Below are 2,045 nucleotides of genomic sequence, written 5' to 3' on the forward strand. Positions count from 1 at the left end.
CCTCGGGCCCCTCCCCCGCGCCCCCGGCGCCGCCGGGCACGTCGACGCGGATGACCTCGGCGGACGTGCCGAACCCGCGGGCCTGCGCCGCCGCGCGCTCGGCCACCTCCGCGGAACCTTCCTGGAGCCCGTGGTCGACGACGACGGCATGCACGCCACCCGGAAACTCCGCGGCGCACGCCGCGGTCAAAGCCAGCGAATCCGCTCCTCCCGACAACCCGACGACGACTCCGGCGGCGGGCGCTTGCGGGGAACGCGGGCCGTCGTCGAGCATGCCCCGCACGGCCCGGCGCGCCCGCAGGAACGCGGGGCTGCGGCGGGGCCAGAACGGGGCGTCGGTCATGCGCAACAGGCTAACGCAGGGACCGGATCGGCCGGTCCCGCTAGGCGCCGATCTCGCCGACGCCGACGCCGCCCTTGGCGATGCGGTCCATCGCCGTGAGCAGCACCCTCTCCTGCGTCAGCCGCGCGACGACCTGTACCGGCATGCCCGACACCGGCTCGACGACGACGCCCGCCGGGAAGCCCAGCAGGTTCCACACCGACACGAAGGGGGCGTAGCGCATGTTCGACGCCATGTTCACCGCCCACGGGCGCGAGTTCCACGGTCCGTCCGTCGGCGGCTCGGTGGCCAGGGCCGGGGTGATCAGGACGTTGTCCCCGGGCAGGAACTTCTCCATCTTCGACCGGGCGCGGATGACCTGCCGGTCGGAGATCGACCAGCGCAGAGACCGGCCGATGCGCGCATGGACGCGATTGCGCCACTCGAGGTGGTCGGGCAGGCCTTCGTCGCGCAGCGAATCGGCGACGCTGGCGGTCCAGCGCGCGAGCATCGGCAGCGGGTTGAGCGGGTACGGGGCCTTCTCCTCGCGCACCGGCAGCCCGGCGTCGGACAGCGTCCGCGCCGCCTGTCGCGCGGCTTCCTTCCACTCCGGCTTCGCGCCGAAGCCCGCCACCGGCGACGACAGGTCGAGCACGGCGCCGAAATCGGCGGGCAGCGGGGCGTCGACCGCGTCGACGTGGCCGCGGGTGAGCTCGCGCATGAGCAGCGTCAGATCGTCGTTGTCCTGCGCGATGACGCCCTGCACAGCCATGCCGTACCAATCGTTGCCGCCGCAGTGCCCGGGGACGATGCCGGGCGTGGCCTTGATCGTGGACAGGTTGCACGCCGCCGAGGGGATGCGCAGCGAGCCCATGCCGTCGTTGCCCTGCGCGAACGGCACCATGCCCGCCGCCACGGCCGCCGCGGCGCCGCCGGAAGACCCGCCGGGCGTGCGGCCCGGGCGGACGGGGTTGCGCGTGATGCGGCCCGGCACGTCGGTGGTGCCCCACGTGCAGAACTGCGGGTTCGCCGTCGTGCCCACGGAGATCGCGCCGGCCTCCTCCAGACGCCGGACGATCGGGTTGTCCCGCGACGTGTTCTGCTTCAGCGCGAAGGGCACGCCCGCCAGGCCGAGGTCCGACAGATCGGAACGCGCGCCCAGCTCGCGGGCCTGCGAGATCGCACGGTCCGCCCACACCTCGACGAACGCGTTGACGACCCCGTCGGCCGCCGCGATCCGGTCGAGGGAGTCGCGCACGGCCTCCTCCGGCGTCATCCGCCCGCCGCGCACCCGCGCGGCGATGTCCCGGACGGTGGGCTGGGTCAGCGGCTGGATCTGGTCCATCATCTCTCCTGGGCTATCGGCGTTTAGGGCCACCGTAGACCAGATCGTTTCCCCGCCGATTGCTTTTCGACGGATGCGCGCAGATCAGGCGGCGCCCGATCAAGAGAGGTCGCGGAGCTTCGCGGCGGTGGCGTCGGCGGCCGCGCGGGCGGGCAGCAGCGACGCGTCGTTGGAGAGCAGGACGAAGGTGAGCACGTCGCCGCCCTTGGTCGTCGTGTAGCCGGCCAGCGCGGAGGTGCCGTCGAGGGTGCCGGTCTTGGCGCGGACCCAGCCGGCGCCGCCGGAACCGCCGTAGCGGCCGGCGAGCGTCCCGGAGACGCCGCCGACCGGCATCGAGTCGAGCAGCGGGCGCAGTTCCACGGCCAGGTCGCGGCCGTC

General features: G+C 73.8%; 3 protein-coding genes. All 3 read right to left on the bottom strand.

What is annotated here, in order from left to right; translation table 11 throughout:
* A partial coding sequence (locus tag GX015_RS06215; RefSeq protein WP_291343651.1) for an ATP-binding protein occupies positions 1–343 on the bottom strand: 343 nt, incomplete at its 3' end.
* Positions 344–383: 40 nt separating this feature from the next.
* Positions 384–1,670, bottom strand: coding sequence for an amidase (locus GX015_RS06220; RefSeq protein WP_291343652.1), 1,287 nt, complete (start codon positions 1,668–1,670; stop codon positions 384–386).
* A gap of 96 nt (positions 1,671–1,766) precedes the next feature.
* Positions 1,767–2,045, bottom strand: a 279-nt coding sequence (locus GX015_RS06225) for a D-alanyl-D-alanine carboxypeptidase (RefSeq protein ID WP_291343653.1), incomplete at its 5' end; no start/stop codon positions are given.

Source organism: Corynebacterium sp. (assembly GCF_012837295.1).
Classification (GTDB): Bacteria; Actinomycetota; Actinomycetes; order Mycobacteriales; family Mycobacteriaceae; genus Corynebacterium.